Consider the following 26,083-nt stretch of genomic DNA (forward strand, 5'->3'; position numbering starts at 1 on the left):
CCAGGGGCGCACGGGGGCTGTGCACGTGTGGTGCGGGTGGGTTCCGCGCCGGTCGCTCCGAGTGGCGGGGCGCGGCGGTCCGGGTGACATTGGCAGGGTCCGGGGCCCCTGGCCCGCGGGGCGGGGCCCGGCCGGCGAAGCGAAAGGCACGACCATGGCGGGTAACGATCTCGGTGGCCTCCTCGGCGGTCTCCTCGGCGGGGGCCAGCAGGGAGGGGGCTCGTCGGGCGGCGGCGGCAACATCCTCGGTGCCCTGCTCGGCGCGCTGATGAGCAAGGGCGGCGGGAGCAACCCGCTGGGCGGCCTCCTCGACGGGCTGACCAAGGCCGGGCTCGCCGACCAGGCCCAGTCGTGGGTCGGCTCCGGCGAGAACCAGCCGGTGTCCGGCGCGCAGGTCAAGGAGGCGCTGCCCGACGCCACGCTCCAGCAGGTCGCCGAGGACGCCGGGGTCTCGCCCGAGCAGGCCGCCGACGAGATCGCCCAGCAGCTGCCCCAGGTCGTCGACAAGCTCACCCCGGGCGGACAGGTGCCGAGCGGCTCCCTGGAGGACATCATCAGGCAGCAGCAGCTCTGAGGCCGCACGCGGCCGGTGCGCGGCGACCGTCTCGGCAGACGGGCGCCGCGCACCCGTGTCACCAGCGGTGACTAGGCTGTACGTCCATCAAGACCCGATGTGCGGTACGTACATCACGACCCGATGTGCACACGCACGGAAGCTACGGGGACATCGCCCAGTGAGAACAGCCCTCGTCATCGGCACCGGCCTCATCGGCACCTCGGCCGCCCTGGCCCTGGCCCGCCGCGGCGTCGCCGTCCACCTCGCCGACCACGACACCGAGCAGGCCCGCACGGCCGCCGCGCTCGGCGCCGGGACCGCGGCGGAGCCCGATGGCCCCGTCGACCTGTGCGTGGTGGCGGTGCCGCCCGCGCACGTCGCCGCCACCCTCGCCGACGCCATGCGCCGCGGCGTCGCCCGCGGCTACCTGGACGTCGCGAGCGTCAAGGGCGGACCGCGCCGCGACCTCGAGGCGCTCGGCCTCGACCTGACGCCGTACATCGGCACGCACCCCATGTCGGGGCGCGAGCGCAGCGGGCCCCTCGCCGCGTCCGCCGACCTCTTCGAGGGCCGCCCCTGGGTGCTCACGCCCACCCGGGACACCGACACCGAGGTGCTGAACCTCGCCCTGGAGCTGGTCGCCCAGTGCCGGGCCGTGCCCGTCGTCATGGACGCCGACGCGCACGACCGGGCCGTCGCCCTCGTCTCGCACATGCCGCACCTGGTCTCCAGCATGGTCGCGGCCCGCCTGGAGAACGCCGAGGAGTCGGCGGTCCGGCTGTGCGGCCAGGGCATCCGCGACGTCACCCGCATCGCCGCGTCCGACCCGCGGATGTGGATCGACATCCTCTCCGCCAACCCGGGCCCGGTCGCCGACCTGCTCGCGGACGTCGCCGCCGACCTCCAGGAGACCGTCGCCGCGCTGCGGGGCCTGGAGTCGGCCGACGCGTCCGAGCGGCTCGACGGCGCCACCGGCGTGGAGAACGTGCTGCGGCGCGGCAACGCGGGCCAGGCCCGGGTGCCCGGCAAGCACGGCTCCGCCCCCTTGGCGTACGAGGTCGTGGCCGTCCTCATCAACGACCAGCCGGGCCAGCTGGCCCGGATCTTCGCCGACGCGGAGCGCGCCGGGGTCAACGTCGAGGACGTCCGCATGGAGCACGCCACCGGCCAGCAGGCCGGTCTGGTCCAGCTCATGGTCGAGCCCGCGGCGGCGCCGCCGCTGGCCGCGGCGCTACGGGAGCGGGGCTGGTCGCTGCGGCCGTAGTGGTGGCCAGACGAGGGCCGGGGCGGGAGCCAGTAACCTTGTGCGGGGCGTCGCGCACGTCCCCCACCCACCCGCGCCCCGAGAAAGGCACCCGCAGCCCGTGGAATCCCTGGAAAACAGCGCTGCCGCAGGCACCGTGATCGTCGCCATCGACGGGCCGTCCGGCACGGGCAAGTCCAGCACGTCCAAGGCCGTCGCCGCACAGCTCGGCCTGAGCTACCTGGACACCGGCGCCCAGTACCGGGCGATCACGTGGTGGATGGTGAACAACGGCATCGACCTCACCGACCCTGGTGCGATCGCCGCCGCGGCCGGCAAGCCCGAGATCGTCTCCGGCACGGACCCGGCCGCCCCGACGATCACGGTCGACGGCACGGACGTGGCGGGCCCGATCCGCACGCAGGAGGTCACCTCCAAGGTCAGCGCCGTCAGCGCCGTCCCCGACGTGCGCACCCGGATCACCGAGCTGCAGCGCTCCATCGCCCTCGGCGCGGAGAAGGGCATCGTCGTCGAGGGCCGGGACATCGGCACCACGGTCCTGCCCGACGCCGACCTGAAGATCTTCCTCACGGCGTCCCCCGAGGCCCGTGCCGCCCGCCGCTCCGGCGAGCTCAAGGGCGCCGACGTGAACGCCACGCGCGAGGCCCTCATCAAGCGCGACGCCGCCGACTCCAGCCGCAAGACGTCGCCGCTCGCCAAGGCCGACGACGCCGTCGAGGTCGACACCACCGAGCTCTCGCTCCAGCAGGTCATCGAGTGCGTCGTCACCCTCGTTGAGGAGAAGCGGGCCGGGAAGTGACCTCCGGGACGGCCGAGCGCGGGGCCGAGGTCGGGCGGCGCATCGGCGTCGGTCTGATGTACGGCCTGTGGAAGCCTCGCGTGCTCGGCGCCTGGCGGGTGCCGGCGAGCGGCCCGGTCATCCTGGCCGTCAACCACTCGCACAACGTCGACGGCCCGATGGTCATGGGCGTGGCGCCCCGGCCGACGCACTTCCTGATCAAGAAGGAGGCGTTCGTCGGCCCGCTCGGCAGGTTCCTCGGCGCCATCGGCCAGATCCAGGTCGACCGCTCGACGGCCGACCGGACGGCGATCACCGACGCCCTCGGCGTCCTGGCGCAGGGCGGCGTCCTCGGGATCTTCCCCGAGGGCACCCGGGGCGACGGCGACTTCGCCTCGCTGCGCGCGGGGCTCGCGTACTTCGCGGTGCGCTCGGGGGCGCCGATCGTGCCGGTCGCCGTCCTCGGCAGCACGGAGCGCGGCGGCCGCCTGATACGGCAGCTGCCGCCGCTGCGCAGCCGCGTCGACGTCGTCTTCGGGGACCCCTTCGAGGCGGGCGACGGCAGCGGGCGGCGCACGCGCAAGGCGCTGGACGAGGCGACCGTGCGCATCCAGGAGCAGCTGACCGCCCACCTGGAAAACGCCAGGCGCCTGACCGGGCGCTGAGTAAGACTTTCAGTAGTGACCCGCCGTACGGAGGGGTCACCGATCACCACGATGAACGACGAGGTACGGACTTCATGAACGACCAGATCCAGCCCGAGGGCGAGCCGACGGCACACGTCGAGCACGACCATGGGGCGCTTGGCGACGCCGAGTACGCGGAGTTCATGGAGCTCGCCGCCGTAGAGGGCTTCGACGTCGAGGACGTCGAGGGCGCCATCGAGGCGGCCGGGCACGGCCCGCTCCCGGTCCTCGCCGTCGTCGGCCGGCCGAACGTCGGCAAGTCGACGCTCGTGAACCGCATCATCGGCCGCCGCGAGGCCGTCGTCGAGGACAAGCCGGGCGTGACCCGCGACCGCGTCACCTACGAGGCCGAGTGGGCGGGCCGCCGCTTCAAGGTCGTCGACACCGGCGGCTGGGAGCAGGACGTCCTCGGCATCGACGCGTCGGTGGCCGCACAGGCCGAGTACGCGATCGAGACCGCCGACGCCGTCGTGTTCGTCGTCGACTCCACGGTCGGCGTCACCGACACCGACGAGGCCGTCGTCCGGCTGCTTCGCAAGGCCAAGAAGCCCGTGGTGCTCTGCGCCAACAAGGTCGACGGCCAGAGCGGCGAGGCCGACGCCACCGCCCTGTGGTCCCTCGGCATCGGCGAGCCGCACCCGGTCTCCTCGCTGCACGGCCGCGGCACCGGCGACATGCTCGACGCGGTCCTGGACGTGCTGCCCGAGGCGCCCGCGCAGACCTTCGGCACGGCCGTCGGCGGCCCGCGCCGCATCGCGCTCATCGGCCGTCCGAACGTGGGCAAGTCCTCCCTCCTGAACAAGGTGGCGAACGAGGAGCGCGTCGTCGTCAACGAGCTCGCGGGCACCACCCGCGACCCGGTCGACGAGCTCATCGAGCTGGGCGGCGTCACCTGGAAGTTCGTTGACACGGCGGGCATCCGCAAGCGCGTCCACCTCCAGCAGGGCGCCGACTACTACGCCTCGCTGCGCACGGCGGCCGCCGTGGAGAAGGCGGAGGTCGCGGTCATCCTGATCGACGCCAGCGAGTCCATCAGCATCCAGGACCAGCGCATCGTCACGATGGCGGTGGAGGCGGGCCGCGCGGTCGTCCTCGCGTACAACAAGTGGGACACCCTCGACGAGGAGCGCCGCTACTACCTGGAGCGGGAGATCGAGACGGAGCTCGCGCAGGTCGCGTGGGCGCCGCGGGTGAACGTGTCGGCGCGCACGGGGCGGCACATGGAGAAGCTCGTCCCCGCGATCGAGACGGCCATCGCGGGCTGGGAGACGCGCGTCCCGACGGGCCGTCTGAACGCGTTCCTCGGCGAGCTGGTCGCCGCCCACCCGCACCCGGTCCGGGGCGGCAAGCAGCCGCGCATCCTCTTCGGCACCCAGGCGGGCACCAAGCCGCCGCGGTTCGTCCTGTTCGCCTCGGGCTTCATCGAGCACGGCTACCGCCGCTTCGTGGAGCGCAGGCTGCGCGAGGAGTTCGGCTTCGAGGGCACGCCGATCCACATCTCGGTGCGGGTGCGCGAGAAGCGCGGCCAGAAGGCCCAGAAGAAGAAGTAGCCGCAGCAGAAGGAGCCGCGGCGCCGCGGTCCGTATGCCGATGCCCGGCCCTCCGCACGGAGGGCCGGGCATCGGCATACGGGAGGGGCGGGTGGTCAGCCCCGGCGCGGGCCCGGGGGGAGGGCGGCCGGGAAGAGGTGGCCGTAGCTGTGGTGGTCGACCTGGGTGGGCTGGCCGTAGCGGGCCACGTTGAAGGCGTTGTGCCGGGGGTCGTGCCGCGGATCGTGGCGCGGATCGTGCCGGGGGGTGTGGCGCGGGTCGTGCCGTACGGCGCCGTAGGGCGCGGGGTTGCCGTACGGCCCGGGGCCGAAGCCGGTGAACCTCAGCTCTTCCTCGCCGGTCCTGTCGCCGGGCAGGGCCCGGAACGCCCTGAGGTACTCGGAGTACAGGGCGTCGTAGATCGGCGTGGCCGAGAAGGCGCCCGTGGTGTCCTGCGCGGTGCGCATGGACGGGATGGGGCCGGCGTACGGCCGGTGGTGTGTGGCGTCGTATACGTGCACGTCTGAGCCAACGACCTGGGGGGTTCCCGGGATGCGGGGCCCGGGCCCCCAATGTGGCCTCAGGTGCCCGCGAGCGGCATCGCGCACGCGACCAGCTGGCCCCGGGAGGCCGCGCGGTCGAGCGCGCCGCGCAGCAGGTCCTCGCGGGGCTGGCGGCCGACGGTGCCCGACGGGGTCGCGTACAGCAGGACCGACTGGAGCTTGTTGGCCGCCGCGCGCCAGCCGTCGGTGACCTGGAGCGGCTGGTGGGCCTGCCACCAGGCGACCGGGGAGCCGCCGCTCGTGCCGGGCTGGAGGATGGCGTGCAGCTGGCCCACGGCGAGCAGCACCGACCAGCCGTGCAGCGTCGGGGGCACGCCCGCGAGCGAGGTCACGGGCATGAAGCCGTGCTCGATCAGGAGCGGCAGGAAGTCGTCGCCGCCGCCGGGCGCCGCGCCCGGGCGGGCGATGGGTCCGGTCGGCTCGACGACGAGCGCGGGGTGCAGCTCGCCCTCGATGAGGACGAGGCCGCTGGTGACGCCGAGCACGGCCTGTTCGGGGGCGGTGTCGGCGGGGCGCTGCGACGGCACGGTGTCCTCGCCGGTGATGGACCGGACGGCGCCCTGGAGCTGCTCCTCGGAGACCTCGACGATCTGGGACGGCAGACAGGAGGCGTGGGCGAAGGCGAGCACGGCCGTCTCGTCGCCGACGAACAGGACCGTGCTGGTGCGCTCGCGCTCGGAGTCGCCCGGGGTGCGGCAGGACGTGCAGTCGTAGGCGCCCGGGGCGTTCTCCCCGGCGAGCAGGCGGTCGGCTTCTTCGTCGCCGATCTCGGCGCGTACCTCGTCGCTGAGGTCGAGCATGCGCGGCACGGTGACTCCTCGGAATCGATGCGTGGGGTGTCCGGGTGGTGCCCGGCTCATAAAGGAGACAACGGGCGATCAGTGGCCCAAGTCACGCACGAGAGGCGCGGAATTGAACTATCGGAAGCGGAGGGTGAGTTGACGGACGGAATTCGTCACTCCGCGCCAACACCTGTCACGTGCACGGAAGTTGGGCCGGTGAGGTGAGTCACAGATCGCCGGGCCGAAGGGTGGCTAAATGTCCATATACGGGAATGAAACGGGTGTCCGAAAGTCGACGATACTCCAGGTAACAGGCAACTGGCCTGGAATGACGGGGAGTCGGTTGATAGTGGGGCGGCGGGGCTCCTAGATTCCACCGCCGTGTGCAGCGAGCACCGCTCGGGTACGTCCGCCGGTCGCGCCGGCCAGCTCGATCGTCAAGGCGCGGCGGAGCACCACCGTCCCGGCGGACGGGGCTCGGCGGGACCCCGGCGCCGGACGCGCACGGGGCCCGCGGGGCCAGGGGGAGCCCGGGTCCTCCGAGAGGGAAATCCATGTCCGAACGTCCCAGGAACATTCGCAAGACGGCAGTGCTCGGCGGAGCCGCGCTCCTCGCGCCGCTGGGCCTGCTCGCCGCGACCGGGCAGGCCGCGGCGGACGGCGGAGTGTGGGACCGGATCGCCCGCTGCGAGAGCGGCGGCAACTGGCAGATCAACACCGGCAACGGCTACTACGGCGGACTCCAGTTCTCCGCCGGGACCTGGCGGGCGTACGGCGGCGGGGCCTACGCGCCGACCGCCGACAAGGCCTCAAGGGCCCAGCAGATCGCCGTCGCGGCGAAGGTCCAGCGCGCTCAGGGGTGGGGCGCCTGGCCGTCGTGCTCGGCACGGGCGGGTGCCTCCGGGCCCGCTCCCGGAGCGGCCGCGCCACAGGCGGCGCCCAGGCCCGCGCCCAAGCCCGCGGTGCCCAAGGCGGCGCCACAGACCGCGCCGAAGGCCGCCGAGCAGCGGCCCGCGTACCGCGCGCCCGGTCACGCCGACCGGGGCGGCGCGCGGGGCTCCGGCGGCTACGTGGTGCGCCAGGGCGACACGCTGAGCCGCATCGCCGCCGCGCACGGCGTCGGCTGGCAGCGGCTCTACGCCGTCAACCGGGGCGTCATCGGCGGTGATCCGAACCTGATCGTGCCCGGGCAGCGCCTGGCGATCTGACGGCCCGGCCGTCCCTTCCGGCCGCGGCCGGAACCCACGCGCGGCCCCGCCCCGTCGGCTGACCGGGTGGGGCCGCGCGCGCGGCGGCGCGGCACGACGGGCCCCCGCGCGGGACCTGCGTAACGTGGCCCGATGCACTCGACGCACCCGATGTCGAACAGACGGCCGAGGTTCGTGACGTCGCTCGCCGCCGCGGCCCTGGCGCTCGCGGCGCCCTCGGTCGCCGTGTCCGCCGCGGTGGCCTCGCCCCCGCCGCCACGGCCGGGCCCGGCCGCCACCACGTACCTGTACGACTGCTCCCGCGCGGGCGGGCCGTGGAACTGTCTCGCCGAGTGCGAGAGCAGCGGCCGGTGGCACATCAACACCGGCAACAACTACTACGGAGGGCTGCAGTTCAAGCAGTCCACCTGGGTGGAGCACGGCGGTCTCGCCTACGCCCCGCGCGCGGACCTCGCCACCCGGGAGGAGCAGATCGAGGTCGCCCGGAAGGTGCTCCTCAACCAGGGCTGGCAGGCCTGGCCCGTCTGCTCGAAGAAGGTCAAGGAGGCCAACCTCGACCACCTGGCGCTGCTGCCCGAGGGCCGCACGCACGTCGTGAAGCGCGGCGAGACCCTCAGCTCCCTCGCCCGGCGGTACCGGGTCGAGGGCGGCTGGAAGGCCCTCTACCGGGCCAACCGGCACATCGTCGGGCCGCGCCCCGACCGCCTCGCGATCGGCACGGTCCTCGTCATCCCGGAGCGGCCGAAGGCCTGACGCGGCCGTCCGGCGGCCCGAGCTCCGCGAGCTCGCCGCGGAAGGCCACCTCGCCGCGGTGCAGCTCGTACGCCACCACCGCCCGGCCCGCGCGCCCGCGCAGCCCGGGCGGCGGCCGCTGCTCGGCGACGACCACGCACGCGTCCAGGCTCCCGAGCAGCTCGTACGTACGGGACGCGACGGCCGGGGACATGCCCTGGGTCGGCTCGTCGGCGAGGACCACCCGCGCGCGGGAGAGCAGCGCGCGGGACAGCGCCAGCATGCGCTGCTCGCCGCCCGACAGGGTGCCCGCGCGGCGGGCCAGGAGCGGGCGCAGCTCCGGGTAGGCCGCGAGGGCGGGCGTCACCTCGCCTCCTGCGCGGGCCAGTTCCAGGTTCTCGCGGACGGTGAGGCTGCCGAAGACGGCCTGCCGGTCCGGTACGAAGCACAGGCCCCGCCGCGCGCGTTCGTGCGCCGCGAGCCGGGTGACGTCCGTGCCGTCCCAGACGACGGCGCCCCCGGACAGCGGGACGGCCCCTGCCAGTGCCCGCAGCGCGGTGGTGCGGCCCGAGCCGTTGCGGCCGAGCAGGACGGTCAGGCCCGGCGCGGGGGCGGCGACGCTCACGCCGTGCAGGGCCTCCAGGGGGCCGTAGCGGACGCGCGCGGCCCGCAGTTCGAGGGTGCCGGGGCGTGCCGCCGGGCTCACGGCGCCCCGCCGGCGAGCACCTCGTCCGCCGGGCCCGACGCGACGATCCGGCCCGCCGTCAGCACGTGCACCGTGTCGGCGAGGCCCGCGACCAGGTCCAGGTCGTGCTCGACCACGAGGAGCGCGGTGCCGTCGGCGGCCAGGGCGCGCAGGATCCGGGCGAGCGCGGCCACCTCGCCGGTGTCCAGGCCCGCGGCGGGCTCGTCCAGGAGCAGCACGTGCGGGTCGCCCGCGAGCGCGCGGGCCAGCTCGACGCGGCGCAGCGTGCCCGTCGGCAGGCCTGCGGCCGGGAGGTCGCGCACGGACGTGAGGCCGAACAGGCGCAGCGCCCGGTCGAGCGCCGCCGCGTCGCGGACCCGGCCCTGCTCGGCGCCCACGCGGACGTTCTCGGCGACGGTCAGCGTCGGGAAGACCGCCAGCTGCTGGAACGTACGGGCCACGCCCGCGCGCGTGCGGGCGTGCGCGGCGAGCCGCGTGATGTCCCGCCCCCCGAAGGCCACCCGCCCCCGATCGGGCCGCACCGTCCCGGCAAGACAGTGGAACAGACTGCTCTTCCCGGCCCCATTGGGCCCGACGACAGCGGTCACACGCCCCGGCACGACGCTGAGCGACACCCCGCGCAACACGGTGAATCCACGGTAGGAGAGAAAGAGCCCGTCGGCGACGAGGGCCGGGGCGGCGTCCCCTCTGTGGGCAATCGTCCCGCAGGGCGAGTGGGGCGTCCCCTGTTCGAGCGGAGCCGAGAGCTGGGGGAGGGGTGGGCACGGCGCCTGGTGCCCAGCACTGTCATCGAGGGCCGGAGCCGGAGCCGGAGCCGGAGTCAGGGCCGGGCCCGGGACAAGCGCGCCTCGCACCCGCACCCCCCGCGGCGTGAGCCGAGGCCGCCGCCGAAGCCGCCGCGTGGCCGCGCGCAGCGCCTCGTAAGGACCCCCGGGAAAGCGCCCGACCAGTATGGCCAGCACCCCGACGACCGCGGCCGCGACCCCGCCACGGGCCCCCGCGTCGAGGCCCACCAGCAGCGCCGCCGCGACGAGCGCCCCGAGCAGACTGTCCGCCCCGAGCACGACCACCGCCGCGAACCACAGCAGACCCCGCACCGGGTCGTACGCCGCGGGGTCGAAGGCCCGCAGGCCCATGCCGAGCATCCCGCCCCCCAGGGCGGCGAGCGCCGCGCCGGTCACGAACGCCGCGAGCTTCAGGGCGCGCACCGCGACCCCGGCGGCCGCCGCCCCCGCCTCGTGGTCCCGCATCGCCGCGAGCGCCCGCCCCGTGCGGCCGCGCCGCAGCGCCGCGACGAGCACAAGGGCGCCGCCGAGCAGGGCCAGTTCCAGCAGGTAGTACGCGCGGTCACCGGCGAAGCCCGCGGGCCGCTCCAGGGTGAGGCCCGACGTCGCGTACGGCTGCGCGAACACGAAGCGGCTGACGCCGACGCCGACCGCCAGGGTCGCGAGGGCGAGGGCCAGGCCGTGTCTGCTGATGGCGGGCCAGCCGGTGAGCAGCCCGAGCGGCGCGACGAGCAGCACGGCGACCGCGAGGGCGGGCAGCGCGGGCAGCTCGGGCAGGCCGGGGAAGCGGCCGTTGGTGAGCAGCGCGGTGAACAGCGCGCCCAGGCCCGCGTACGCCGCCTGGCCCAGGGAGATCTGGCCGCCCCTGCCGGTGACGACGACGAGCGAGAGCAGGATGACGCCGAGGGCGGGGACCTGCACGGACGTGGTGAGGTCCGAGCCCGCGAAGCCGAGCGGGAGCAGGAAGAGGACCACGGCCACTATCCAGGCGCCGGGCGGGGTGGGGACGCGGGCGGTGGCCGTGCGGGGCAGCGCGTCCCCGGTGCCCACGCCGGGCAGGACGAGCGCGGCGACGAGCAGGGCCACCACGAAGAGGTTCGCGCCCACCGCCTGGAGCAGGGGCTCGCCCCAGCCGGAGGGGTGCAGACGCGTCAGCTGGCTCTGCGCGACGCCGATGCCGAGCGCCACCACGACGGCCACCGGGAGGTTCCGCATCCGGGCCGCCACGGCGACGGCCATCACCTCCATGACGAGCAGGGGCATGCCGTACGGGTCGAGGCGGACGTAGGGGGCGAGGAGCACGCCGGTCAGGCCCGCGGTGAACGAGCCGAAGGCCCAGCCCGCCGCGGCGACCCGGTCCGCGTCGATCCCGGCGAGCACCGCGAGGCGGCGGTCGTCGACCACCGCGCGCAGCTCCTCGCCGAAGCGGGTGAAGCGGGTGACCGCCCACACGGCGAGCACGAGCGCCACGGCCACCGCGAGCTGGCCCCAGGGGTCGGCCGATACGAGCGTCGGCGCGTCCGCCCGCGCGCCCTGCCCCCAGACCAGCGCGGCCCCGCCGACGAGCAGGATGAAGACGCCGATCGAGGCCACCAGGGTCTGTGCCGGGTCGCCTCCCAGGACGGCGAGCGGGCGGAACACGGCGCGCTCCAGGGCCAGGCCGACGGCGGGGGCGACCACGAGGAGCGTCACCGCCGCGGCGAGCGGGAGGGGCCAGCCCCACTCGACGGTGAGCTGGCGCAGTAGATAGGCGCAGACCATCGCGATGGCGCCGTGCGCGAAGTTGAGCACGCCGGTCGCGCGGTAGGTGACGACGAGGCCGATGCCGGTGAGGGCGGCCGCGCTGCCGACGGAGAGCCCGGCCAGGGTGAGGTCGTAGCTCAGGGAGGCCACCGGGTCAGTCCTCCGCGGACTCTTGCGGGCGGGGCCCCGGCGGTGCGCAGATCGGGCACGGCGTCAGGCCGCCGGCCGCCGGGGCCGCGGCGTCGACGGCCACCGCCTCCGGCTTGCCCGCGACCAGCGGGCAGTCCGCGCGGTGCCACAGCGTGCCGTCGGGCACGGCGCGCAGCTCGTCGCTCGTCGCCACCGGGTCCGTGACCCGTTCGGCCCCCGCGGCCGCCGGGTCCTGGCCCTCGACGGCCACGAGCAGGGCGTACAGCTCCTCGACGCGGGCCGCGGCGAGCGCGCCGCGGCCGTGGGCGAGGAGCACCGCGCCCGCCACGATCAGCGCGGCGCCGGGCACCGTGCAGGACGCGAGGTAGGGCAGCTGCCGCTCGGCGAAGCGCTCGCCGGAGATCCCGTACCAGCCGATGACGCACAGGACCGCGCCGGTCGCGAGCGCGGCGAAGGCCGCCCACAGCATCGGGTGCACCGCCCGCAGCCGGGCCGCGCGCGAGGCGGCCCGCGGCGCCGCGGGAGTGGTCCGGTCCGTCCTTGCCGCCCGCATCGAGGCCCCCTGGGAGACGTCTGTTGGTCTTCCGGTCGCCGTACCGGCCTGGGTCTGTTCATGGAAGCCAATGGCTTGCACTATGCCTTCTGGAAGCTGACCCTGAAAGCACCGGGCGCTCTTCGCCCGGACCGACACCCGGTGGTGAGCCAGATGGTTCTCTGGACAGGACCCAGGCGGGGGAGCGATCTTCGGCGGGGGCGGGTGCGGAGTCCCGTCCTCGCGGCCGCCGCGGTCCTGCTGTTCGTCCCGACCGTCGCGGCCTGCGGTGACGACAGCGGTGACGAGGGCGGAAGCCCGCCGCCGCAGCCCTCCGTGGAGACGACGAGCAAGGCCGGGGACGCCACCGAGCCCGCCGATCCGGCGGCCGCGGAGAAGGCGGTCCGCGCGAACTGGGAGAAGTTCTTCGATCCCGCGGTCTCCCTCAGGGACAAGGAGGCCGTCCTCGAGAACGGCGCCGAGATGCGTCAGGTCCTGCGCAGCTTCAGCGGGGACGAGCGCGGCAAGCAGGTCCGGGCGCGGGTCGCGAAGGTCGAGTTCACGTCGGCGAAGGACGCCGACGTGACGTACGCGCTGACCTTGAAGGGCGCGACCGCGCTGCCGAGCGCGAGCGGCACGGCCGTCAACCAGGACGACACCTGGAAGGTGTCCGTCAAGACGCTGTGCGCGCTGGTGAAGCTGAGCGGCAACAAGTCGCCCGGCCCTGGCTGCTGAGAGTTGGGCCGCCGACGGGCCCTCGTGGCCGTGCTCGCCGTGGCGGCGCTCCTGGGGAGCGCCGCCTGCGGCAGCCGGCTGCCGGAGAGCGACTTCGAGCGGCGCGCGCCGTCGGGCGGGGTGCCGCCCGACGGCGGCGGCCCGCCGGTGCGGGTCGGCGTCATCACGAGCGCCACCAGCCCCGTGGGCGGCTCCGCCTTCACCGGGCCGCGCGACGGCGCCAAGGCCTACTTCGAGCGCCTCAACGACCGCGGCGGGATCGCCGGACGCGAGGTCGAGGTGCACACCTGCGACGACGGCGGCAGCGGCGTCGGCAACAACGAGTGCGTGCACAAGCTGCTCGACGAGCAGAAGGTCGTCGCCCTGGTGGCCACCACCGTCCTGGACTACGCGGGCGCGCCCCGGGTGTCCGACGCGGGCGTGCCCGACGTCGGCGGCCAGCCGATCGGCTCCGCGTACGACACCTATCCGCACCTGTACGGGATCTACGGCAGCCTCGCGCCGCGCGCGGGGAAGCCGGGCTGGGGCGGCAAGCTGTACGGCGGCACCGAGGTCTACCGCTACTTCAAGCGCGAGCAGGGCGCCCGCACGGCCGCCGTGGTCTCCTACAACCAGGCCGCTTCGGCGGCGTACGCGCGCCTGGTGGAGCGCGGTCTTGAGGCCGAGGGCTACAAGGTCGTCACCGAGCAGGTCGACTTCGCGCTGCCGAACTTCCGCGCGGTCGCGGCCGACCTGAAGGACCAGGGCGCCGATCTGGTCTTCGACGCGATGGACACGCACGGCAACGCGCGCCTGTGCGCGGCCATGGACGACGTGGGCGCGAAGGTCACCGCGAAGGTCACGAACGTACAGAACTGGTCAGCTGCCGTCGCCGACGACTACAAGGACGCGCCGCGCTGCCGCAACGCCCTGTGGGCCACCGGTTCCAGCCGCAACTACGAGGACACCGGCCACCCGGCCGTGCGGGCGTTCCGCGACGGCATGAAGAAGGCGGGCAAGGGGGCGGGATCGCTCTCGCAGTGGCAGCTGGAGGGCTGGGCCGCGGCCCTGTGGTTCACGGCCGCGGCCCGCTCCTGCGCGGCCTCCGGCGGGGACGTCACGCGCGCCTGCGTGGACCGCTTCATGAGCCGCGGCAAGCCCTACGACGCCGACGGGCTGCTCCTGCCGGTGACGTACGAGCGGCGGGCCGAGCCCCCGGGGAAGCGCCGGACGTGCGTGTCCGTGGCCCGCTGGAAGGACGATGAGGGCTGGGTCACACAGGGCGAGATGAACGCCAACTGCTTCGACGTACCGCAGCTCTCCTACCAGCCATGACCGGTGTACCACTCATGGAGTTCCCCGTTCCGCATTGCGATCGCGCATCCGTTGAAGAACAAGGCGGGATCTCGACCCAACCCTTGGCCTGAGATTCCCGTCTAACCCCTCGGTAGGCGGACGAGACGGACTGTCCTCGGGTAAACGCGGAATACGGGTACGTATGCATATCTCTTTCCTGATTCACAACGCGTACGGGATCGGAGGGACGATCCGGACCACGTACAACCTGGCGAACACCCTCGCGGAGCAGCACGAGGTGGAGATCGTCTCGGTGCTGCGCCACCGCGACGAGCCGGTCTTCGCGCCGGACCCGCGGATCGGGCTCAGCCACCTCGTCGACATCAGGAAGAACAGCCCCGGCTACGACGGCGACAGCGAGGCCTACGCCACCCCGGCCAAGGTCTTCCCCAGCGCCGAGGGCCGCTACGCGCAGTACAGCGCGCTCACCGACCAGCGCATCGCGGCCCACCTCAAGTCGCTCAGGTCCGACGTCGTCATCGGCACCAGGCCGGGACTGAACGTGCACGTGGCCCGGCAGACCCGGCGCGGCGTGCTGCGCGTCGGCCAGGAGCACCTCACGCTCGACAGCCACTCCGACGAGCTGCGGCTCCAGCTGCGCAGCGTCTACCCCCGCCTCGACGTCCTCACCACCACGACCGAGGCCGACGCGCGCGACTACCGCAAGCGGATGCGGCTGCCCGGCGTGCACGTCCAGGCCGTGCCGAACCCGGTGCCCGCGCCCGGCATCGAGCCCGCCGACGGCTCCCACAAGTGGGTCGTCGCCGCGGGCCGGCTCGCCCCCGTCAAGCGGTACGACCTGCTGATCCGCGCCTTCGACAAGGTGCGCAGGGAGCGCCCCGACTGGCGCCTGAGGATCTACGGCGGCGGCCGGCAGAAGGAGAAGCTGCGCCGGCTGATCGACGACCTCGGCCTGTACAACCACGTCTTCCTCATGGGCCCCGCCCACCCCATCGAGCCGGAGTGGGCCAAGGGCTCCATCGCGGCCGTCAGCTCCAGCCTGGAGTCCTTCGGCATGACCATCGTCGAGGCCATGCGCTGCGGCCTCCCGGTCGTCGCCACCGACTGCCCGCACGGCCCCGGCGAGATCATCGAGAACGGCGTCGACGGCCGTCTCGTCGAGGTCGGCAACGCCGACGCCATGGCGGGCGGCCTGCTCGAACTCATCAACGACGACGCGCTGCGCCACCGGATGGCGGACGCCGCGCTCGAGGACTCCGAACGCTTCGACCCGGCCCGCATCGCCGAGCGCTACGAGGTGATGTTCCACGGCATGCTCCAGCGCGGCGGCTCGCTGGGCGGCCGGGTGCGCGGCACGATGCACCGCGCCAGGGGAGCGCTGCTCGGCGGCGCGTACGCCGTTCGGGACGCCGGAAGAACCGCACCGACGAAGGGGCGCTTGGCATGACGGCCGTGTCCACCCAGGACACCATCGGATCCAGTGACGACGCGAGAGGGGCCGGGCAGCTGCCCCCGCCCCGGGCCGACTGCATCGCCGACTCCGCGGGCGGTCTCACCTTCGACGTCACCGACCCCGGCGAGACGGAGACCGCGCATCTGCTGCTGCGCCTGCGGGACTCCGACCCCGTCGCCGAGGTGCGGCTCCCGCTCACCCCCGTGGGCGACGGGCGGCTGCGCGCCGCGCTGCCCAGCAGCGTCGAGCTCGCCGAGGGCCGCTGGAACGCGTACGCCCTGGTGGACGGCGGGGAGCCGCGCCGCCTCATGCCCGGAGTCAACGACCTGCGCTCGCTCGTCGACCGCGCGCCGAGCGGCAGCCGCGGCCACGTCTCCGTGCGCATCCCGTACGCCACCAAGCAGGGGAACCTCTCGGTGCGCGCCTGGGTGCGGGCGCCGCACGCCGAGGCCGGCGAGCTGCGCATCACCGAGGCCGGGCTCACGGCGCACGGCCGCGTGTACGGCACGGAGCTCGCCCCGGACGCGCGCGTCGAGGCGGTGTTCCGCAAGGAGCCCGAGCGGGTCGTGCGCGCCCCCGTCACGGCGGAGGGGCCGGAGTTCGGGACCACGCTCAGGTACGAGGACCTGGCCGGCGGGCGCGGGCCCTGGGACCTGTGGCTGCTGCCGCGGGGCGACGGCGGGCCGCGGGTGCGCCTGGCCCGGCTGCTCGACGACGTCGCGGACAAGAAGCCGATCTTCACCTACCCGGTGACGGCCCTCGAAGGCCCGGACGGGCCGGTCGAAGCCGGCCCGTACTACACCAACGACAACGACCTGGCGGTGCGCGTACGGGCGGCCGTCGGCGACTGAGGGAACGCGCGCCGGGAGGAGGGCTCCGCCGTCGCGGACCGTAGCTGTCCGCGAGAGGCGGCAGAATCGGCCGCATGTTGGAGACTTCCGCACGACTGCTCCGCCTGCTCTCGCTGTTGCAGGCCCACCGGGAATGGTCGGGCCCTGACCTCGCCGAGCGCCTCGGCGTGACCCCGCGCACGATCCGCCGGGACGTGGACCGGCTGCGCGAGCTCGGCTACCCCGTCAACGCGAGCCCCGGCACCGGCGGCGGCTACCAGCTGGGCGCGGGGGCCGAGCTGCCCCCGCTGCTGCTCGACGACGACGAGGCGGTCGCCGTCGCCGTGGGCCTGCGCACCGCCGCGGGACAGGGCATCGAGGGCATCGGCGAGAGCTCGGTGCGGGCCCTCGGCAAGCTCGAACAGGTCTTGCCGAGCAGGCTGCGGCGGCGGGTCGGCGCCCTGAACGCCTTCACGGTGCCGATGCTGCACGCGCCCCGGCAGCAGGCCGTCGACGCCTCCGTGCTCACCGAACTGGCCGCCGTCTGCCGGGACTCCGAACGCCTGCGCTTCGACTACCTGGACCACGGCGGCAGTTCGAGCCGCCGCGTCGTCGAGCCGCACCGCCTGGTGTGCACCGAGCGCCGCTGGTACCTCGTCGCCTGGGACCTGGACCGCGAGGACTGGCGCACCTTCCGCGTGGACCGGATCACGCCCCGGCCGCCGCACGGACCGCGCTGCGCGCCCCGCACCCCGCCCGCCGACGACCTCGCCGCGTACGTCTCCGCGGGCGTGTCGACCCGCGCCTACGCCGAGCAGTCCACGGTCCGCCTGCTCGTCTCCCTGGAGGAGGCCACGCAGCGGGTGAAGCCCCTGGACGGCACCCTGGAGGCCGAGACCGAGCACACCTGCCTGCTGCGCACGGGGGCGGCCAGCCTGGAGTTCCTGGCCTTCCACGTGATGTTCCTGGGCTTCGAGTTCGAGGTGGTCGAGCCCGTGGAGCTGCTCGACCGGATCCGCTCGCTCAGGGACGTGCTCAGTCGGGCCCTGGACCGGGGTGCCGCGCCTGGTCGTCCGGCGCCCGGAACGCCGCGTACTCCGGATGGTGCAGATCGAACGCCGGGGACTCGGAGCGGATCCGGGGCAGGGTGACGAAGTTGTGCCGCGGCGGCGGACAGGAGGTCGCCCACTCCAGGGAGCGGCCGAACCCCCAGGGGTCGTCGACGTCCACCTTCTCGCCGTACTTGGCCGTCTTCCAGACGTTGTAGAGGAACGGCAGCGTGGAGACGCCGAGCAGGAAGGCGCCGATGGTCGAGATGGTGTTGAGCACCGTGAAGCCGTCCGCGTCCAGGTAGTCCGCGTACCGCCGGGGCATGCCCTCCGCGCCCAGCCAGTGCTGGACCAGGAACGTGGCGTGGAAGCCCACGAACAGCGTCCAGAAGTGCATCTTGCCCAGGCGTTCGTCGAGCATCTTGCCGGTGAGCTTCGGCCACCAGAAGTAGAAGCCGCCGAAGGTCGCGAAGACGACCGTGCCGAACACCACGTAGTGGAAGTGCGCCACCACGAAGTACGAGTCGGTGACGTGGAAGTCGATCGGCGGCGAGGCGAGCAGGACGCCCGTCAGACCGCCGAACAGGAACGACACCAGGAAGCCGACCGCCCACAGCATCGGCGTCTCGAAGGACAGCGAGCCCTTGAGCATGGTGCCCGTCCAGTTGAAGAACTTCACCCCGGTGGGCACCGCGATCAGGAACGACACGAACGAGAAGAACGGCAGGAGCACCGCGCCCGTGGCGAACATGTGGTGCGCCCACACGACCACCGACAGACCGGTGATCGCCATCGTCGCGCCGACCAGCGGCAGATAGCCGAAGATCGGCTTCCGGCTGAACACCGGGATGATCTCCGTGATGATGCCGAAGAACGGCAGCGCGATGATGTAGACCTCCGGATGCCCGAAGAACCAGAAGAGGTGCTGCCAGAGCAGCGCACCCCCGAACTGGGCGTCGAAGACCACGGAGTGGAAGCGCCGGTCCGCCTCCAGGACGAGCAGGGCGGCCGCGAGGACCGGGAACGCGATCAGCACCAGGACCGATGTGAACAGGACGTTCCAGGTGAAGATGGGCAGCCGGAACATCGTCATCCCGGGCGCCCGCATCCCGATGATGGTGGTCAGGAAGTTCACCGAGCCGAGGATCGTGCCGAACCCGGACAGGGCGAGCCCCATGATCCACAGGTCGGCGCCGATGCCGGGCGACCGCTCCAGGCTGTTGAGGGGCGCGTACGCGAACCAGCCGAAGGCCGCCGGGCCGCCCGGCACGAGCAGCGAGCCGAGCACCATCAGACCGCCGAAGAGGAACAGCCAGTACGAGAGCATGTTCAGGCGCGGGAACGCCACGTCGGGCGAGCCGATCTGGAGCGGCATGATCTCGTTGGCGAAGCCCGCGAACGTCGGCGTCGCGAACAGCAGCAGCATGATCGTGCCGTGCATCGTGAAGAGCTGGTTGAACTCCTCGTTGGACATCACCTGGAGCCCGGGGCGGGCCAGCTCGGCCCGCATCAGGAGCGCCATCACGCCGGCGATCAGGAAGAAGACGAACGACGTGATCAGATAGAGGTGGCCGATCTTCTTGTGGTCGGTGGTGGTCAGCCAGTCGACAAGGATCCCGCCCCGCGTCCGCCGTCGCGCCGGGCGCTCCGCCACCGCCCGCACCGTCTGCGTCCCCATCCGCTTGCCCCTTCGCTGTCGCGTCCTGGGCTGCCCGAAGCACAGCACATGATGCTCGCGTGCCCCCGACTCCGACAGGGGGCGTACGGCACTCCGGCGCCGGGGCGCGCTCCGGCTCGCGGGAGCCGAGGGGAGGCGAGCCGGTGCGGGAACAGGCGGGGGACGAGCGGGGAATCATGAATTCCCCTGCACTCCGTCACCTTCCGCACGGCGCCCGGGAATCCGGAATGCGGAGGATCCGTAGAGGGTTTCCGGAGGTATTCGCGGAAGGTTTCAGGTGCAACTCGGACGGGGCCGGAGAGGATTTCCCGACGGTGCCTCAAGAGAGCCGCGAGAGCTTCGGAGTTCGGCCGGAATTCCGCCGTGCCGAGGGCGGAACCGCTCGTACGTGTGACGCGGATAGGGCGAAACACGCGTCGTGATCCTGTGACAAAAGCGTGACCGGAGGGGGACCCGTGACGCATGGTGCGCCGCTCCGGCCTTCCCCCGCGGGAATCGGCCGCCTAACGTGGCGGACATGGCACCCATCCCGACCCCGCCCGCCGAGCCCCAGGACGCTCCGGACTCCTACGTCGGCCTCGACGCCGCCGAAGCCGAGAGCCGGGCGCGCGCCCGCGGGTGGTCCACCGTCAGATCGCTGCCGCCGGGCGCGTTCATCACCATGGAGTACCTCGCGGGGCGGCTGAACTTCGAGGTCGAGGGCGGCCGGGTGAAGCGCTGCTGGAAGGGCTGAGCCCGCCGCGCCCGTACGAAGGCCCCGGCTCCTTGGCGGAGCCGGGGCCTTCGTAGTGCGGGAGTCAGTCGTGCGTACCGTTCCCGCGGTCTCGGGGTGGGGGTCAGGCGCCGGTGACGGGCCGGGCCGACGTGCCGCGCACCCGCTCCGGGTGCGGCGGGCGGCGGGAGCCCGCAGGGGTCACCGGGGTGCGCTCGCAGCGGGCCGTGTGCGGGCCGGGGGCGAGGTAGGCCGGGGTGCGGGGCCTGCCCGCGGCGACGGGCTCGCGCACCGGCGGCTGCTCGCCGGGGCCCTTGCCGGCGGCCGGGGCCGGGGCCGCGCCCGCCGCGGACCGCTGCGGCACGAGCGCCGGGGCGGGGACGACGGAGACCGGGGGCCGGGCCCGGAAGCGGTGCCAGAGGCCGAGCGCGAACGGCTCGACCCGGGCGATGAGCGGCTCGAACCAGGGCAGCGCGAGCAGGATGAGCAGGCCCGCGGCCCAGCCGAGGAAGACGTCGCTCAGCCAGTGCGTGCCCAGGTAGACGGTGGTGAGGCCGACGCTCAGGGAGACCACGGCGGACAGGGCCGACAGATAGCGGCGGGTCACCGGGGTCGAGGCCAGATAGGCGAGGATTCCCCAGGTCACGACGGCGTTGGCGGTGTGGCCCGAAGGGAATATATCGCCGCCCTGCCCCATCTCGTTCGAGCCGATCACGGTGGCGTAGTGCGGGCCGAGGCGGCCCATGCCGATCTTGGCCGCGCCGACCGTGGCGTTGAGGAGCAGCAGTGCCGTGCCGAACATCAGGAGCGGGCGGAGCGTGTGCTGCCGCCAGGAGCGCCAGCCCAGCCAGGCCGCGACCATCACGGCGGTGGGGCCGCGCTGGCCGAGCACGACCCAGTAGTCGAGGAAGCCGTGGATCTCGGGCCACTGCTGGTACGGCCGGAAGAACATGACCTGCCAGTCGAACCGCACGAGCCAGGAGGTGACCAGGACGGCGACCACGATGGCGAGGTAGAACGCCAGGGTCGCGCTGAAGAGCACGACTCTGTGCCGGCTCATCCTCGGCACATCGAGGTGAACCGGCCGTTCCGGCTCACGGTCAAGACGGGCGAAGAGCCGGTCCAGACGGGTCAGGTTTCGTTCGGTACGCACCCAATCGACGTTACAGCGAGTGAGCGCCGTTCCCGGTCGAATCGGTGGGGTTGTGATGACGATGTGATGTGGCATTGCTCTCAGGTCCCGGCGTATTCCCGCCGGAATGCCTTTTTAATCAGGGTCGTTTTACCCAATTCGTTGATCGTCGCCCTCGGGGTTTTAGGGTGCTTATGAATTCGTTCACCGCGATCTGGTGCGGAATTCTCCGGGCGCTCACCGGGCGGCCCGGGGGGCGATCTTGAGTAAATGATCTTGGCGTGATCAGGGGGGCCCCGAGCCGTTCAGCCAGAACGCCCCGTACACCGCCCCGGCCACGGCCACACCACCGATGACCAGCGCCGATCTCGAAGTCCGAAGCCGCGCGAGCGCCACCGCCAGGGGCAGCAGGAGGGGGAAGGCGGGCATCAGGAGGCGTGGTTTGGAGCCGAAGTAGCCCGCGGCGCACAGGGCGAGCACCAGGACGACCCCGGTGTAGACGAGCAGCGGCAGCGGCTGGCGCTGCCGCACCCCGACGACGTACAGCCAGATCAGCAGCGCGACGCCGACGATCAGGCCGAGCCCGGCGAGCGCGCCCGGCACGGAGGTGAACTTGTCGCCGACGAACCGCGCGAAGGCGTAGCCGCCGTCGAAGCCGTTGCCCCAGCCCTCCTGCACGTCGAGGTAGCCGAAGAGGCCGCCGCCCGTGCGGTGCCCGACCCACAGCACGTACGCCGCGGCCCCGAGCGGGGCGAGCAGCGCGCCGAGCGCGACGCGCGCGCCGATCCGCCCGCGGCGGCGCACCTCGACGACGGCCGCCGCCCACAGCGCCAGGACCACGGCCCCGCCCACCGGCCGCGTCAGCCCGGCAAGGGAGGCGAGCAGCCCCGCCGTCACCCAGCGCCCGGTGAGCACCGCGTACAGCGACCAGGCGGCGAGGGCCGTGAACAGCGACTCGCTGTACGCCATGGACTGCACGATGCCGACCGGCAGCACCGCCCACAGCGCCACGGCGCAGACGCCCGCCCTGCGCCCGTACAGCCGGTCCGCGACGGCGAAGATCCCGCCCGCAGCGCACAGCGAGGCGAGCGCGCTCACCAGCAGGCCCGCGTCCGCGTGGTCCAGCGGGCCGACCGCCGCCACCAGCCGCTCCAGCCACGGGAGCAGCGGGAAGAACGCGAGGTTGGAGTGCACGCTGCCGTCCGGCAGGGTCACCTCCCAGCCGTAGCCGTGCTCGGCCACGCGCACGTACCAGAGGGAGTCCCAGCGGGCGGAGAGCAGCGTGTGCGGGCTCTTGCCCGTCCCCGCGGACCACACGGCCAGGGCCGCGAGTCCCAGGGCGCGGACCCCCGCGTACACGAGCAGCGCGGTCGCTGCCGCGTGGCGGCGGGTGCCGCGCGTGCCCTTTTCGGGTAGCTGATCAAGGTCGGTCACCGGGTGATTATCCCCGCCCGTCCGTCCCTCCTGGGGCTGCGCCCCTTTCCCCGCTCCATTGGCGCTTCGCGCCTCGTCCTCACACGCCGGACGGGCTGGCTCCTGTGGTGCACACCACATGCCTGCGGGGCAACCGTGAGAGGTCCGCCACGCGCGGTGCCGCGGGACTCGCGTACGCTGACGGCCACTCGCTGTTCACAGCCGCCACAGCCGGACGACCTGATCCCGTTGGGTCCCACTGGATCCCGCTGGGCCGCATTTCGCGAGGTATCACTGGGAGGTACGCACATGTCCGGGACGACCACGGCCGCCGCTCCATCCGGCCGTCGGCCCCCCGGCGCGGGCGCCAACCGCTGGGTCGTGCTCGTCGTCCTCTGCGTCAGCCTGCTGCTCGTCGCCGTCGACGCCACCGTCCTGCACGTCGCCGTGCCCGCCGTCACCGAGGACCTCAAGCCCGGCGCGATCGAGCTGCTGTGGATCGTGGACATCTATCCGCTGGTCTGCGCCTCGCTGCTCATCCTGTTCGGCACTCTCGGCGACCGCGTCGGGCGCAGACGCGTGCTGCTGCTCGGCTACGGCCTGTTCGGCGTGGCCTCGGCGGTCGCGGCCCTGGCGGACACCGCGCAGGTGCTCATCATCGCCCGCGCGCTGCTCGGCGTCGGCGGCGCCATGATCATGCCCGCGACGCTCTCGATCCTGCGCCAGGTCTTCCCCGACCGGCGCGAGCGGGCGCTCGCCATCGGCATCTGGAGCGCGGTGGCAGCCGTGGGCGCGGCCGTCGGCCCGCTGCTCGGCGGCTTCCTCCTCGAACACTTCTGGTGGGGCTCGGTCTTCCTCATCAACATCCCGCTGATGCTCGTCAGCCTGCCCGTCGGCCGCTGGCTGCTGCCCGAGTCGACCGGCGAGCGCGACGGGCCGTGGGACGTCGTCGGCGCGCTGATGGCGGCGGGCGGCCTCTTCTGCCTCGTCCTCGGCGTCAAGCGGCTCGGCGGCGGCGAGTCGCCGCTCGGCTCGACGACGCTGCTGTCCCTCGCCGTCGGCACCGGCCTGCTCGTCGCCTTCGTCCGCAGACAGCGGCGGCGCACGCATCCCCTCGTCGACCTGGCGATGTTCACCCGGCCCGCGTTCAGCACGTCCGTCGGCTGCATCGTGCTCGCGATGCTCGCCCTCGTCGGCCTGGAGCTGATCGCCGCCCAGTACCTCCAGCTGGTCCTCGGCCTGTCCCCGCTGGAGACCGGCCTCAGACTCCTGCCGCTCACCATCGCCGCGATGGCCGCGGGCCTCGCCGGATCCCGGATGCTCCAGCGCTTCGGGCCGCGCCGCATGGTCGCCTGCGGCTTCGGCCTCACCGCGCTCGCCGTGGTCGCGCTGACCGGCATGGGCGGCGAGGACAACGCCCCGCTGCTGCTCGTCGGCTTCGTGCTGCTCGGCTTCGGCCTGGAGACCACGCTCTTCGGGGCGTACGAGTCCATGCTCAGCGAGGCGCCGCAGACCCAGGCGGGCGGCGCGGCGGCCATCGGCGAGACCTCGTACCAGCTCGGCGCGGGCATCGGCATCGCCCTGCTCGGCAGCGTCATGAACGCGGCCTACGCGCCCGGCCTCTCCTCCGTGCGGGGCGTGCCCGCGGCGGACAGCGCGGCCGCCGGGCACTCCCTCGGCGAGGCCTACGAGGTCGCCGACCGGCTCGGCGGCGGCCAGGGCGAGGCCCTGCGGGCCGCCGCGCGCGACTCCTTCGTGCACGGCCTGCACGTGACCCTGCTGGTCAGCGCGGGCCTGCTGCTGCTCGGCGCGCTGGCGGCGCTGCGCCTGCCGCGGCGCATGGACTGCGGCGCCCCCACCGCCCCGGGCATACCCACCCCGCGCGACACCCCGGCCGTCCCCGCCGACTCGGTCCGCTGACCGCTGTCCCTGCCGGGAGCCCCCGAGCCCGCCCCTCCCCGACTCCTGGGGGCTCCGCCCCCAGACCCGCGCTCCCCGATCGCCGGAGGGGCTGGCCGCAGGCCACCCTGGACGCGTAGCGTCTGGCTACCAGTGCTAGTTAAGCCCCGCCGGAGGTCACCATGCCGTTCCCTCCCTTCGACCCCGCCGACCCCCTCGGCGTCGACGACCTGCTCGAACCGGAGGACCTCGCCGTGCGCGACACCGTCCGGTCCTGGGCGGCCGACCGCGTGCTTCCGCACATCGCCGAGTGGTACGAGAGCGGCGAGCTGCCGGGGGTGCGCGAGCTCGCCCGCGAGCTCGGCTCGATCGGAGCGCTCGGCATGTCGCTCACCGGCTACGGCTGCGCGGGCGCGAGCGCCGTGCAGTACGGGCTCGCCTGCCTGGAGCTGGAGGCGGCCGACTCCGGCATCCGCTCGCTCGTCTCCGTGCAGGGCTCGCTCGCCATGTACGCGATCTGGAAGTTCGGCTCCGACGAGCAGAAGCAGCGGTGGCTGCCGGGGATGGCCGCGGGCGAGATCATCGGCTGCTTCGGACTCACCGAGCCCGACCACGGCTCCGACCCCGGCTCGATGCGCACGTACGCGAAGAAGGACGGCACCGACTGGGTCCTCACCGGGCGCAAGATGTGGATCACCAACGGCTCGGTCGCGGGCGTGGCCGTGGTGTGGGCGCAGACGGACGACGGGATCCGCGGCTTCGCGGTGCCCACCGACGCCCCGGGGTTCTCCGCCCCGGAGATCAAGCACAAGTGGTCGCTGCGCGCCAGCGTCACCAGTGAGCTGGTCCTGGACGAGGTGCGGCTGCCCGCCGACGCGGTGCTGCCCGGCGGCACCGGCCTCAAGGGCCCGCTGAGCTGTCTGACGCACGCCCGCTACGGCATCGTGTGGGGCGCGATGGGCGCGGCCCGCGCCAGCTTCGAGACCGCCGTGGAGTACGCCAGGACCCGGGAGCAGTTCGGCAGGCCCATCGGCGGCTTCCAGCTCACCCAGGCCAAGCTCGCCGACATGGCGGTCGAGCTGCACAAGGGGATCCTGCTCGCGCACCACCTCGGGCGGCGCATGGACGCCGGGACCCTCAGGCCCGAGCAGGTCAGCTTCGGCAAGCTCAACAACGTGCGGGAGGCGATCGAGATCTGCCGCACGGCGCGCACGATCCTCGGCGCCAACGGGATCTCCCTGGAGTACCCCGTGATGCGGCACGCGACGAACCTCGAGTCGGTGCTCACCTACGAGGGCACCGTCGAGATGCATCAGCTGGTGCTCGGCAAGGCACTCACCGGAATCGACGCCTTCCGGTGAGGCCCCGCCTCAGCTCTGGTTGAAGAAGCCGTCCGCGCGGCGGCCGGGACCCTCACCGTTGACGATCTCCGTGTGGGCCGGGGTCAGCAGGAAGACGCGGTGCGCCACCCGGTCGATGGACCCGCGCAGTCCGAAGATGAGCCCGGCCGCGAAGTCCACCACGCGCTTGGCGTCACCGGGCTCCATCGACGTGAGGTTCACGATGACCGGAACCCCGTCGCGGAAGAGCTCGCCGATGCCGCGGGCGTCGCGGAAGCTGTCCGGCGTGATGGTGCCGATCCGGGCGCCCTTCTCCTCGGCCGCGTCCGTCGCCACCTTCACGCGCGGGTCCGTGACCCAGGCCTCGGCCTCGGGGCCGTCGGCTCCGTCGTCCTCGTAGCCGTCGTAGTAGCGCTCGTTGTTGTTGTCGTCGACGAGGCCAAGCCAGGCACTCGCCTTGCGCACCGATCCCATGGACGCCTCCTCTCGCTGCGGTCTGCTCGTGTTCCGCACCCCTATCGTCGTCCATGAT

24 protein-coding genes are annotated in these 26,083 nt (G+C 73.5%); 15 read left to right on the top strand and 9 right to left on the bottom strand.

From position 1 onward, the window contains the following. Nucleotides 1–88: 88 nt before the first annotated feature. The 5 genes from IG74_RS0129275 (at nucleotide 89) to der (ending at nucleotide 4,834) form a co-directional block, all read left to right on the top strand. Nucleotides 89–574 (top strand): YidB family protein, encoded by a 486-nt coding sequence (locus IG74_RS0129275; protein WP_420709954.1) that lies wholly within the window; start codon nucleotides 89–91, stop codon nucleotides 572–574. A 160-nt stretch (nucleotides 575–734) separates the two neighbouring features. Further along, entirely contained in the window at nucleotides 735–1,820 is a 1,086-nt protein-coding gene (locus IG74_RS0129280) for a prephenate dehydrogenase (RefSeq protein WP_030683499.1), read from the top strand. Nucleotides 1,821–1,929: 109 nt separating this feature from the next. Further along, on the top strand, nucleotides 1,930–2,619 hold the full coding sequence (gene cmk / locus IG74_RS0129285) for a (d)CMP kinase (protein ID WP_030683500.1): 690 nt from the start codon (nucleotides 1,930–1,932) through the stop codon (nucleotides 2,617–2,619). A gap of 56 nt (nucleotides 2,620–2,675) precedes the next feature. Further along, nucleotides 2,676–3,263 carry a lysophospholipid acyltransferase family protein gene (locus IG74_RS0129290; RefSeq protein WP_234334491.1) on the top strand — a complete coding sequence of 196 codons (588 nt, stop codon included), beginning with the start codon at nucleotides 2,676–2,678 and terminating at the stop codon, nucleotides 3,261–3,263. Between the two features lie 74 nt (nucleotides 3,264–3,337). After that, nucleotides 3,338–4,834 carry a ribosome biogenesis GTPase Der gene (der, locus tag IG74_RS0129295; RefSeq protein ID WP_030683505.1) on the top strand — a complete coding sequence of 499 codons (1,497 nt, stop codon included), beginning with the start codon at nucleotides 3,338–3,340 and terminating at the stop codon, nucleotides 4,832–4,834. Nucleotides 4,835–4,929: 95 nt separating this feature from the next. Here der and IG74_RS51230 read toward each other — a convergent pair whose 3' ends face one another. Both IG74_RS51230 and IG74_RS0129305 read right to left on the bottom strand, forming a co-directional pair. Further along, complete coding sequence (locus tag IG74_RS51230) at nucleotides 4,930–5,280, bottom strand: hypothetical protein (RefSeq protein ID WP_158857818.1); 351 nt, start codon at nucleotides 5,278–5,280, stop codon at nucleotides 4,930–4,932. 113 nt (nucleotides 5,281–5,393) lie between these two features. Then, nucleotides 5,394–6,185: a hypothetical protein gene (locus IG74_RS0129305; protein ID WP_030683511.1), complete on the bottom strand. Its 792-nt coding sequence runs from the start codon at nucleotides 6,183–6,185 to the stop codon at nucleotides 5,394–5,396. Nucleotides 6,186–6,712: 527 nt separating this feature from the next. On the opposite strand from IG74_RS0129305, the gene IG74_RS0129310 reads away from it, so the two are divergent. Both IG74_RS0129310 and IG74_RS0129315 read left to right on the top strand, forming a co-directional pair. Further along, nucleotides 6,713–7,366, top strand: coding sequence for a transglycosylase family protein (locus IG74_RS0129310; RefSeq protein WP_030683514.1), 654 nt, complete (start codon nucleotides 6,713–6,715; stop codon nucleotides 7,364–7,366). 132 nt (nucleotides 7,367–7,498) lie between these two features. Continuing rightward, entirely contained in the window at nucleotides 7,499–8,119 is a 621-nt protein-coding gene (locus IG74_RS0129315; protein ID WP_234334488.1) for a transglycosylase family protein, read from the top strand. Here the strand turns inward: IG74_RS0129315 and IG74_RS0129320 are convergent. From IG74_RS0129320 to IG74_RS0129330, 3 genes are read right to left on the bottom strand one after another with little or no spacing between them, the layout of a single operon-like run. After that, a complete protein-coding gene (locus IG74_RS0129320; protein ID WP_030683518.1) occupies nucleotides 8,094–8,804 on the bottom strand; it encodes an ABC transporter ATP-binding protein in 711 nt (236 codons plus the stop codon). The genes IG74_RS0129315 and IG74_RS0129320 overlap by 26 nt on opposite strands. Then, complete coding sequence (locus IG74_RS0129325; protein WP_030683520.1) at nucleotides 8,801–11,482, bottom strand: ABC transporter permease subunit; 2,682 nt, start codon at nucleotides 11,480–11,482, stop codon at nucleotides 8,801–8,803. Before IG74_RS0129325 ends, IG74_RS0129320 begins: the two co-directional genes overlap by 4 nt. A gap of 4 nt (nucleotides 11,483–11,486) precedes the next feature. Then, nucleotides 11,487–12,035 (bottom strand): hypothetical protein, encoded by a 549-nt coding sequence (locus IG74_RS0129330; RefSeq protein WP_030683522.1) that lies wholly within the window; start codon nucleotides 12,033–12,035, stop codon nucleotides 11,487–11,489. A gap of 153 nt (nucleotides 12,036–12,188) precedes the next feature. Here IG74_RS0129330 and IG74_RS0129335 point away from each other — a divergent pair, with 153 nt between their 5' ends. The 5 genes from IG74_RS0129335 (at nucleotide 12,189) to IG74_RS49775 (ending at nucleotide 17,479) form a co-directional block, all read left to right on the top strand. Continuing rightward, a complete protein-coding gene (locus tag IG74_RS0129335; RefSeq protein ID WP_420709953.1) occupies nucleotides 12,189–12,749 on the top strand; it encodes a hypothetical protein in 561 nt (186 codons plus the stop codon). Nucleotides 12,750–12,752: 3 nt separating this feature from the next. Continuing rightward, complete coding sequence (locus tag IG74_RS0129340) at nucleotides 12,753–14,063, top strand: ABC transporter substrate-binding protein (protein WP_030683527.1); 1,311 nt, start codon at nucleotides 12,753–12,755, stop codon at nucleotides 14,061–14,063. Between the two features lie 163 nt (nucleotides 14,064–14,226). Next, entirely contained in the window at nucleotides 14,227–15,492 is a 1,266-nt protein-coding gene (locus tag IG74_RS0129345; RefSeq protein ID WP_030683529.1) for a glycosyltransferase family 4 protein, read from the top strand. Then, nucleotides 15,489–16,349: a hypothetical protein gene (locus tag IG74_RS0129350; protein ID WP_234334489.1), complete on the top strand. Its 861-nt coding sequence runs from the start codon at nucleotides 15,489–15,491 to the stop codon at nucleotides 16,347–16,349. The genes IG74_RS0129345 and IG74_RS0129350 overlap by 4 nt, the downstream gene beginning before the upstream one ends. A gap of 74 nt (nucleotides 16,350–16,423) precedes the next feature. Next, a complete protein-coding gene (locus IG74_RS49775) occupies nucleotides 16,424–17,479 on the top strand; it encodes a helix-turn-helix transcriptional regulator (RefSeq protein ID WP_078869122.1) in 1,056 nt (351 codons plus the stop codon). On the opposite strand, the gene ctaD is transcribed toward IG74_RS49775, so the two are convergent. After that, nucleotides 17,364–19,055, bottom strand: coding sequence for a cytochrome c oxidase subunit I (ctaD, locus tag IG74_RS0129360; protein ID WP_030683536.1), 1,692 nt, complete (start codon nucleotides 19,053–19,055; stop codon nucleotides 17,364–17,366). The genes IG74_RS49775 and ctaD overlap by 116 nt on opposite strands. 517 nt (nucleotides 19,056–19,572) lie before the next feature. Here ctaD and IG74_RS0129365 point away from each other — a divergent pair. Beyond that, the gene (locus IG74_RS0129365; protein WP_030683537.1) at nucleotides 19,573–19,788 is read left to right on the top strand and encodes an I78 family peptidase inhibitor; all 216 of its coding nucleotides are present in this window, start codon (nucleotides 19,573–19,575) and stop codon (nucleotides 19,786–19,788) included. 103 nt (nucleotides 19,789–19,891) lie between these two features. Here the strand turns inward: IG74_RS0129365 and IG74_RS0129370 are convergent, their stop codons facing one another. Both IG74_RS0129370 and IG74_RS0129375 read right to left on the bottom strand, forming a co-directional pair. Next, entirely contained in the window at nucleotides 19,892–20,920 is a 1,029-nt protein-coding gene (locus IG74_RS0129370; RefSeq protein ID WP_030683538.1) for a phosphatase PAP2 family protein, read from the bottom strand. A gap of 264 nt (nucleotides 20,921–21,184) precedes the next feature. Beyond that, nucleotides 21,185–22,333, bottom strand: coding sequence for a glycosyltransferase family 39 protein (locus IG74_RS0129375; protein WP_030683539.1), 1,149 nt, complete (start codon nucleotides 22,331–22,333; stop codon nucleotides 21,185–21,187). Between the two features lie 288 nt (nucleotides 22,334–22,621). Here IG74_RS0129375 and IG74_RS0129380 point away from each other — a divergent pair, with 288 nt between their 5' ends. Together IG74_RS0129380 and IG74_RS0129385 are read left to right on the top strand one after the other, a co-directional pair. Continuing rightward, on the top strand, nucleotides 22,622–24,232 hold the full coding sequence (locus IG74_RS0129380; RefSeq protein ID WP_030683540.1) for an MFS transporter: 1,611 nt from the start codon (nucleotides 22,622–22,624) through the stop codon (nucleotides 24,230–24,232). A 161-nt stretch (nucleotides 24,233–24,393) separates the two neighbouring features. Continuing rightward, entirely contained in the window at nucleotides 24,394–25,572 is a 1,179-nt protein-coding gene (locus tag IG74_RS0129385) for an acyl-CoA dehydrogenase family protein (RefSeq protein ID WP_030683541.1), read from the top strand. 9 nt (nucleotides 25,573–25,581) lie between these two features. Here the strand turns inward: IG74_RS0129385 and IG74_RS0129390 are convergent, their stop codons facing one another. After that, complete coding sequence (locus IG74_RS0129390) at nucleotides 25,582–26,025, bottom strand: cell division protein SepF (RefSeq protein WP_030683542.1); 444 nt, start codon at nucleotides 26,023–26,025, stop codon at nucleotides 25,582–25,584. Between the last annotated feature and the right edge of the window lie 58 nt (nucleotides 26,026–26,083).

Source organism: Streptomyces sp. NRRL B-1347, from assembly GCF_000720325.1.
Taxonomy (GTDB): Bacteria; Actinomycetota; Actinomycetes; order Streptomycetales; family Streptomycetaceae; genus Streptomyces.

What these genes read in the sequence shown, in the direction of transcription:
- IG74_RS0129290 (WP_234334491.1), top strand. Translation starts at nt 2,676, where the DNA reads ATGTACGGCCTGTGGAAGCCTCGCGTGCTCGGCGCCTGGCGGGTGCCG.
- der (WP_030683505.1), top strand. Translation starts at nt 3,338, where the DNA reads ATGAACGACCAGATCCAGCCCGAGGGCGAGCCGACGGCACACGTCGAG.
- IG74_RS51230 (WP_158857818.1), bottom strand. Translation starts at nt 5,280, where the DNA reads ATGCGCACCGCGCAGGACACCACGGGCGCCTTCTCGGCCACGCCGATC.
- IG74_RS0129310 (WP_030683514.1), top strand. Translation starts at nt 6,713, where the DNA reads ATGTCCGAACGTCCCAGGAACATTCGCAAGACGGCAGTGCTCGGCGGA.
- IG74_RS0129315 (WP_234334488.1), top strand. Translation starts at nt 7,499, where the DNA reads ATGCACTCGACGCACCCGATGTCGAACAGACGGCCGAGGTTCGTGACG.
- IG74_RS0129330 (WP_030683522.1), bottom strand. Translation starts at nt 12,035, where the DNA reads ATGCGGGCGGCAAGGACGGACCGGACCACTCCCGCGGCGCCGCGGGCC.
- IG74_RS0129335 (WP_420709953.1), top strand. Translation starts at nt 12,189, where the DNA reads ATGGTTCTCTGGACAGGACCCAGGCGGGGGAGCGATCTTCGGCGGGGG.
- IG74_RS0129345 (WP_030683529.1), top strand. Translation starts at nt 14,227, where the DNA reads ATGCATATCTCTTTCCTGATTCACAACGCGTACGGGATCGGAGGGACG.
- IG74_RS0129350 (WP_234334489.1), top strand. Translation starts at nt 15,489, where the DNA reads ATGACGGCCGTGTCCACCCAGGACACCATCGGATCCAGTGACGACGCG.
- IG74_RS49775 (WP_078869122.1), top strand. Translation starts at nt 16,424, where the DNA reads ATGTTGGAGACTTCCGCACGACTGCTCCGCCTGCTCTCGCTGTTGCAG.
- ctaD (WP_030683536.1), bottom strand. Translation starts at nt 19,055, where the DNA reads ATGGGGACGCAGACGGTGCGGGCGGTGGCGGAGCGCCCGGCGCGACGG.
- IG74_RS0129365 (WP_030683537.1), top strand. Translation starts at nt 19,573, where the DNA reads ATGGCACCCATCCCGACCCCGCCCGCCGAGCCCCAGGACGCTCCGGAC.
- IG74_RS0129380 (WP_030683540.1), top strand. Translation starts at nt 22,622, where the DNA reads ATGTCCGGGACGACCACGGCCGCCGCTCCATCCGGCCGTCGGCCCCCC.
- IG74_RS0129385 (WP_030683541.1), top strand. Translation starts at nt 24,394, where the DNA reads ATGCCGTTCCCTCCCTTCGACCCCGCCGACCCCCTCGGCGTCGACGAC.
- IG74_RS0129390 (WP_030683542.1), bottom strand. Translation starts at nt 26,025, where the DNA reads ATGGGATCGGTGCGCAAGGCGAGTGCCTGGCTTGGCCTCGTCGACGAC.